Below are 6,823 nucleotides of genomic sequence, written 5' to 3' on the forward strand. Positions count from 1 at the left end.
ACGGGATTGTCCTTGACTACCGGATTGCCGAAACCATCCTCGTAGTTGGCGATGGCGAAGTTAAAGAGTGAACGCAGCACGCGCATGACGCCGTTGGCGTAGTACTGGCCGCTCCTCTCGCCCAGCTCCCGATGACGGGCAACCACCATGTCGCGGCGTATGGACAGCAGAGGTTTGTTCGCCCAATCCGAAAGAGCGACCTTGACCGACCGTCCGTAATCGTAGAGCGTGTGTTTGGTAAGATTCGTCCGCACCCGCATGAAATCCTCGAGCACTTGGGAGAGCGTGATTTGTGCCATGCGGTGCCGCTCCCGCTCCGCGATCGGGTTCTCACCCGTGGCGACCTGACCCAAGAGACTAGCGGCCTTCTTGCGAGCCTGCTCACAGGTGAGTTCACCGAAGCGGCCCAGCGTCATGCGCCGTACCCGTCCGTCGATGCGTTTCTCAACGATGAATGACTTTGTACCGCCGGCGGTGATGCGTAGGCCGAAACCCTTGAGCACTGAATCGCGCAAGAATTCCTGACCGCTTGCAGGTAGGGGATGAGCGTCAATGACGCGCTTGGTCAGCCGGACCCACTGATCTGGCCTCTTTGTAGACACAGTGTAGACAGTTGCGCTCAAGGTTGGTCAAAAAGTATCCAAAGTGTGCGGAACACCCTAAACCACCTTTAAGACACTTCGCAACGGATTTCAAACAACTGCAAAAAATGGCATACTGATGAGGAAATTTGAGGTATGCGTTCGTAATCAGTAGGTCGTCGGTTCGATTCCGGCCACCGGCACCATTCTGTCGGGAAGCTGTCATAGCGGTGGCGGCGTTGCAGTTGTAATATTGAGTTGCGCAGTTCGTAAGTGACCTGTCATTTTATTTCTTGGTTGCAAGCGTTCTCAAAGTGAGCGCCCCAAAGGGGTGCATTGATCGATGAAGATTATGGACGCAGTAAAGAATTCAGCGCGGGCGAATCTTGTGCCCGGGCATCTGGGTGACTTCACGCTGACCACAAGAACACTTCGCATCGTCCTGCTGGCCTGCCTTGCGGGCGTCATCAGCACGGGGGCGGCTTGGGCCCTGTTGAAGCTCATCGGGCTCATGACCAACCTGGCCTTCTATCAGCGCTTCAATTTTGCGCTGGTGGCGCCCGCCGCCAACCATCACAACCCCGCGCTCATCCTCCTGCTGCCCATTCTCGGCGGGTTGCTGGTCGGGCTGATGGCGCGCTACGGCAGCGAAGTCATCCGCGGGCACGGCATGCCCGAGACGATCTACTCCATACTCCACGACGGCAGCAAGGTGAAGCCGCGCGTCGCGATGCTCAAGCCGCTCTCCGCCGCCATCACCATCGGCACCGGCGGGCCGTTCGGCGCCGAGGGCCCCATCATCATGACCGGCGGCGCCTTCGGATCGCTGGTGGCCCAGTTCCTCCACCTGACCGCGGACGAGCGCAAGACGCTGCTGGTCGCCGGCGCGGTGGCGGGCATGACGGCGACGTTCAACGCGCCCTTTGCGTCCATCCTGCTCGCGGTCGAGCTGTTGCTGTTCGAGTGGCGCCCGCGCAGCTATCTGCCGGTGGCCTTCGCGGTCTGCGTGGCGGCGATCCTGCGCGTGCCCCTGCTCGGCAGCGCGCCCGTATTCCCGATCGGCACCCTGGCGCCGGCGTTGACGCCCGTCGAATATCTGCTGTGCCTCGTCTGCGGCGGCGCGGGCGCCCTGCTCGCGGTGGCGGCGACGCGCCTCATCTACTTCTCCGAGGACATGTTCATGAAGCTGCCCATCCACTGGATGTGGTGGCCCGCGATCGGCGGCCTGATCATCGGCGTCGGCGGCCTGTTCGAACCGCGCGCGCTGGGCGTCGGCTACGACGTCATCCAGATCTTCCTCAACGGCACGGCGACGGTCTCGCTGATCGTCGGCATCCTCGTCGTCAAGACGCTCATCTGGTCGCTGTCGCTCGGCTCCGGCACGTCCGGCGGTGTGCTGGCGCCGATCGTCATGCTCGGCGCGGCGCTCGGCAGCCTGCTGGCGCTCATATTCCCGCACGTGGCCCCCGGCTTCTGGGCCCTGGTCTGCCTGGCGGCCGTCATCGGCGGCGTGATGCGGCTGCCGCTGACCGGCGTGATCTTCGCGATCGAACTCACCCACGACTGGACGGCGCTGCTGCCGCTGACGATTTCGGCGACGGCGGCCTTCGGCATCTCGGCCCTGCTGCTCAAGCGGTCGGTGCTGACCGAGAAGGTGGCGCGCAAGGGGTTCCACCTCACGCGCGAATATTCCACCGATCCGCTGGAGGTCATGCTGGTGCGCGAAGTGATGCGGCGCGACTTCACCAGCTTCCGGAAGGGCACGCCGCTGAACGATGCGGTGACGTCATTCGCCGCGGCGCGCAGGGTGGTGAAAAAAGACGAGCATCCACAGCGCATCTATCCGGTCCTCGACGCGCAGGACCGGCTGGCGGGCATCGTCACGCGCCGCGACATGCTGGACGCCACCTTGTCGGGAGGCTCGGCGCCGAACGCCACGATCGACAACATCGTGTTGAGCAACCTGACCGTCTGCCATCCCGACATGACGCTGCGCGAGGTCTCCTACGTGCTGGCGGAAAGCCGGGTGTCCTGCGTGCCGGTTGTGGAGCGCCATGATGCGCGGCAGGTCGTCGGCCTGATGACGGTCGAGGACCTGCTGCGGGGCCGTCTTCAGGATCTGGAGGAGGAGCGCCTGCGGGAGCGGGTGCTGCACGTGCGTCACTTCTTCCGGTTGCCGCGTGGCAGGCGGCGACGGATCAAGAATCCGCTCTCCGCGCCCTAGGCCGGTCCACGGCCCGGGTCAGCGCCGGCGATCGCCGTCAGAAATAAGGCGAAAACAGCCAGGAAATGGCGTCGCGCAGGCGCACGGGCAGCGATCGCGCCTCGATCTCCCGCAGCGTCACCGCTTCGGAGCGGTTGCGCACCTCCTCGAAGTGCCGGGTCAGTTTTTCGACCAGCCTGGGGTCGAATGCCTCCACGACCAATTCGAAATTGAGCCGCAGGCTGCGCGTGTCGATGTTCGCGGAGCCGAACTGCACGTAATCATCGTCAACCAGAAACAACTTGGTATGGGCGAAGGGCGCCGGCCGGTAGTAAATGCGTACCTGGTGCTGTAACAGTGGAGCGAGCAGGTTGCGGGTGGCCCAGTCGATCCAGGGGTGGTCGCTCCGTTGCGGAAGAATGATGCTCACGTCCACGCCGCGCAGCGCCGCCGCCTGCAGCGCGGATACCAGCGCCGGACTGGGCACCAGATACGGCGTCATGATCCATGCCCGGTGATGGGCGCTTGCCAGCGCGCCGATCAGGATCAACATCAGGATATCGCGCCCCTCGCTCGGACCGCTGGTGATGACGCGGGCGATGGCGTCACCCGCGGCCGGGGGCGGCGTCTGCGACGCCGCCGTGTTCTCTTCGGTCACGAACCGCCAGTCGGCGGCGTAGGCATCCGCCATCTGCCGCGTCAGCGGACCCCGGATCCGGAAGTGCAGGTCCTCGACGTGATGCCTCTGCGGCAGGTTCAGCAGGTGGTGTGCGGCGATATTCATGCCGCCGGTAAAGGCCACCTCCTCGTCCACCAGCAGCAGCTTGCGATGATTGCGCAGGTTGATATGAAACAGCGGCGGCCACCAGCGCAACGGCAGGAAAAGCGCCGGCCGCAATCCGCGGCTCTCCAGCAGGGCGCTGCCTCGTGGCCGGTAGAACACATCGGCCATGCCGTCGAGCAGCACGCGGACGTCGACGTTGCGTTGCCGGGCCTCGGACAATGCGGCCGCGAATTGCTCCCCGACGATGTCATGGAAATATATGTAGGTCGACAGGCAGATACTGCGGCGCGCGCCGCGGATCGCCTCCAGCATCGCCGGGTAGGCCTGCTCGCCGTTGAACAAGGGTTCGATCCGGTTCCCCCTGACGAGCGGCCATCCGGTCAGGGCCTCCCCGAGGCGCACCAGCTCGCGCACCCCGGTCGCGTCACTCTGGCGGGTCGCAGGGGGGTTGATGTCGCCGCCCGGGATCGGGGCCGGCCGCCGCGGTCCACGCAGGCGTTGGGCAAGCCGCTCGACCCGATTCATGCCGAACAGGTAGTACAGCGCCGCGCCCGCATAGGGGAACAGCCAGCAGGCCGCGATCCAGCCCCAGGCGGATCGCGGGTCGCGTTTGTTGAGCAGCGCATGCGTGGCGGCCATGATCGCGACCATCGCATGAACGCCGAAGAACACAAGATAATGTGCGGACATGCTCCCCATCGGATTTACATTCGCGTCGGTATGCCGATCTCGACGGCCAGCGGCAGATGATCCGAGGTGGTCCTCGACAGGGCTTCCAGGCTGTAGACCCGGACCTCGGGCGAGACCAGCACGTGATCTATCCGCCGATGGGGCCGCCAACTCGGAAAGGTGGCGGGACTGTGCGGCGACACGCAGAGCCCGCTGTCGCGCAAGCCGGGATGGCGCAGCAGGTCCTCCGGTTCGCAATTGAGATCGCCCAGCAGCACCACGGGGCGGTTCCGCGGCAGGCGCCCACTCAGGAAATCGAGTTGCTGATGCCGCGCCCGCGCGCCGAGAGAAAGGTGCGCGATCACGACCTCCAGATCGCCCGCGTCGCCGCCCAGCTTCACGCTGAGCGCGCGGCGGCCGGGGATCGGGGAAGGCAGGTGGAATTCATCGACGCGCCGCGGCGGAATGCGGCTGAGATACCCCAGGCAGTGCCGCGTGATCGGGCGCAGGTCCCGGGTGATGGTCAGGCCGAAGTGGGGAAAGTGCGCGCGATGGGCAAGATATTCGATTTGATTGCGCCACAGGGTCCGCAGGCTGCCGGCATCCCCTTCCTGAAGCGCCACGACGTCGTAGGGCCCGATCAATTCGGCGATGCGGTCGAGGTTCGCGCGCATGCCGGGGCCCGGCAGGACATGGCGCCAGGCGCGCGTCAGGTAGTCGCCGTAATGGCGCGTATGCAGCCCGATTTGCATGTTGAAATTGAGCAGCCGCAGGCGCAGGTGCGGCTTGGCCGCTCCAGGCCGGCTGGCCGGCAATGCAGTGGTGAGTTCGCCTGCCATCTTCACGGGATTGTACCGGGAATAGTCCGGCATCCATTGATACTGATCATAAAACAAGCGCGTGATAGCCTGTTCCGCCCGCCTTCAGTCGCCACCGCGTCAACGGCCCATCCGGGGAACGCATGAACGAACGCCGCATCCATGAGATTTTCGAGATCAGCGTACTGCTGAAGGGGGTTCACGCGTTGATCGAATGCATCGGCGGCCTGGCGCTGGTTTTCGTCAGCACCGGCGCCATCACCGGCCTCGTCGATACGCTCACCCAGGAAAAGCTGATCGAAAACCCGAATGACTTCGTCGCCACGCATCTCATCCGCCTGATGCAGGATTTCACCGTCGGCACCCAGCGCTTCTACGCCTTCTATCTCCTCAGCCACGGCATCATCAAGGGGTTTCTCGTCGTCGGTTTGCTCAGGAACAAGCTGTGGGCCTATCCCGCCTCGCTGGTCTGCCTGGGCCTTTTCATCGTCTACCAGCTCTACCGTTATTCATACACACACGGCGCCGGTCTCATCACGCTGTCGATCTTCGATACCTTCCTGATGGGATTGATCTGGCACGAATACCGGCTGCTCCGCCGTCACCTGCCGTCGCGGTAAATCGGCCTTCATGCCGCGCCGCGCCGGCGCTGCAAAAGCAGAGCGGCGGCGATATCCGCATCGCCGCCGCCAAAACCTGCAATTACCCCCCGGGTCGCGAGGGTAATCAAGTGAAACCCGAATCCTTTCCCGGTGATTATTTGTCGCCGGTAATGGGGGCTGTCACGGCCTCAACAGCGCCCACTCCAACATTCGCCGCGCCTTCGACGGCCTGACCCGCGGCCTTGACAGTACCTTTGACCGTACCCGTCACCACGCCGGTGGCGCCGTCTTTTTTCGTATCCTCCGAAACACCCTCGACTATCTGGCCCGGCGCAGTCACTGCCTGTTCGGTTCCTTCAGCCGCGCGTTCAACCCCTTTCGCCTCATCGGCAAACGAGGCAAGAGAGAAAAGTCCGGTGAAACCCAGTACTGCCAATATTGCAATTGCCCGCTTCATTTTCATATCTCCCATTACTGTTTGAAACTGCACATGGCTTCTTTACCTTCAACACCGGACATTATAGTGGATGCCGGGAATTTGACTCAGAACAATGAAACGGGACTTGCAGATGCCGTTCAGTTGGCGTTCAAGATCAGGGGGCGTAATATTGCCCCATGCGAAACCCGACGCTCACCGCCCTTGCGTTCCTGCTGCTGCTCCCGGCGACCGCCAAGGCCGGGATATTCAAATGCACCGTCGCCGACAGGGTGGAATACCGGGACGTGCCGTGCGCTGCCAATGCCGAGCAGCAGGTGATTGAGATCAGCAACGATGTGCAGTCCGCCCCGCCGACGGATCCGGCGGCCGTCGCGGCGCAATTGCGCCAGGCCGATCAGGCGCTGTCCGATCGGCTGCAGCAGGAACGCCTGCTGCGCATGCAGATCGCCGCCCAGCAGGCGCAGCTGGATCAGCAGGAGCGCATCGCCGAGGAAAACATGGCGGCGGAGCAGGAAAACAGCAACGTGTACGTGCCGCTATATGGCGCGCCGTTCGGGGCCTTCAACCATCATCGTATCGGCAGGCACTTCGGCCATCCGGGGAACATGAGGCCGCCGCATCAATTCCCGCACCAACACACGTTCAACGGGAATTCATTCGGCGCCCGCGCGCCGATGCGCACCGGCTCGTTCGCGGCCAATATCAGGTTTTGAGTCGTCATCCGCAG

7 protein-coding genes are annotated in these 6,823 nt (G+C 63.6%); 3 read left to right on the top strand and 4 right to left on the bottom strand.

Annotation, left to right across the window (positions count from 1 at the left end; translation table 11 throughout):
• The coding region (locus VMH34_09810) for an Arm DNA-binding domain-containing protein (protein HTT09070.1) at positions 1-515 on the bottom strand (515 nt) is incomplete at its 3' end.
• A gap of 409 nt (positions 516-924) precedes the next feature.
• Between VMH34_09810 and VMH34_09815 the strand changes: the two genes are divergently transcribed.
• Positions 925-2,805, top strand: a complete 1,881-nt coding sequence (locus tag VMH34_09815) for a chloride channel protein (protein ID HTT09071.1) — start codon at positions 925-927, stop codon at positions 2,803-2,805.
• 37 nt (positions 2,806-2,842) lie between these two features.
• Here VMH34_09815 and VMH34_09820 read toward each other — a convergent pair whose 3' ends face one another.
• Both VMH34_09820 and VMH34_09825 read right to left on the bottom strand, forming a co-directional pair.
• A complete protein-coding gene (locus tag VMH34_09820) occupies positions 2,843-4,258 on the bottom strand; it encodes a phospholipase D-like domain-containing protein (GenBank protein ID HTT09072.1) in 1,416 nt (471 codons plus the stop codon).
• A 14-nt stretch (positions 4,259-4,272) separates the two neighbouring features.
• On the bottom strand, positions 4,273-5,076 hold the full coding sequence (locus tag VMH34_09825) for an endonuclease/exonuclease/phosphatase family protein (protein ID HTT09073.1): 804 nt from the start codon (positions 5,074-5,076) through the stop codon (positions 4,273-4,275).
• A 122-nt stretch (positions 5,077-5,198) separates the two neighbouring features.
• Here VMH34_09825 and VMH34_09830 point away from each other — a divergent pair, with 122 nt between their 5' ends.
• Positions 5,199-5,675, top strand: a complete 477-nt coding sequence (locus VMH34_09830) for a DUF2127 domain-containing protein (GenBank protein ID HTT09074.1) — start codon at positions 5,199-5,201, stop codon at positions 5,673-5,675.
• 136 nt (positions 5,676-5,811) lie between these two features.
• Here the strand turns inward: VMH34_09830 and VMH34_09835 are convergent, their stop codons facing one another.
• Positions 5,812-6,147 carry a hypothetical protein gene (locus VMH34_09835; protein ID HTT09075.1) on the bottom strand — a complete coding sequence of 112 codons (336 nt, stop codon included), beginning with the start codon at positions 6,145-6,147 and terminating at the stop codon, positions 5,812-5,814.
• 125 nt (positions 6,148-6,272) lie between these two features.
• On the opposite strand from VMH34_09835, the gene VMH34_09840 reads away from it, so the two are divergent.
• On the top strand, positions 6,273-6,809 hold the full coding sequence (locus VMH34_09840; protein ID HTT09076.1) for a DUF4124 domain-containing protein: 537 nt from the start codon (positions 6,273-6,275) through the stop codon (positions 6,807-6,809).
• Positions 6,810-6,823 lie beyond the last annotated feature (14 nt).

The sequence above is a fragment of the Gammaproteobacteria bacterium genome (genome assembly GCA_035501935.1).
GTDB lineage: Bacteria > Pseudomonadota > Gammaproteobacteria > JAJPIJ01 > JAJPIJ01 > JAJPIJ01.

Excerpts from the sequence above, each read along its gene's own strand:
- VMH34_09815 (HTT09071.1), top strand. The coding sequence starts at position 925 with ATGAAGATTATGGACGCAGTAAAGAATTCAGCGCGGGCGAATCTTGTG.
- VMH34_09820 (HTT09072.1), bottom strand. The coding sequence starts at position 4,258 with ATGTCCGCACATTATCTTGTGTTCTTCGGCGTTCATGCGATGGTCGCG.
- VMH34_09825 (HTT09073.1), bottom strand. The coding sequence starts at position 5,076 with ATGGCAGGCGAACTCACCACTGCATTGCCGGCCAGCCGGCCTGGAGCG.
- VMH34_09830 (HTT09074.1), top strand. The coding sequence starts at position 5,199 with ATGAACGAACGCCGCATCCATGAGATTTTCGAGATCAGCGTACTGCTG.
- VMH34_09840 (HTT09076.1), top strand. The coding sequence starts at position 6,273 with ATGCGAAACCCGACGCTCACCGCCCTTGCGTTCCTGCTGCTGCTCCCG.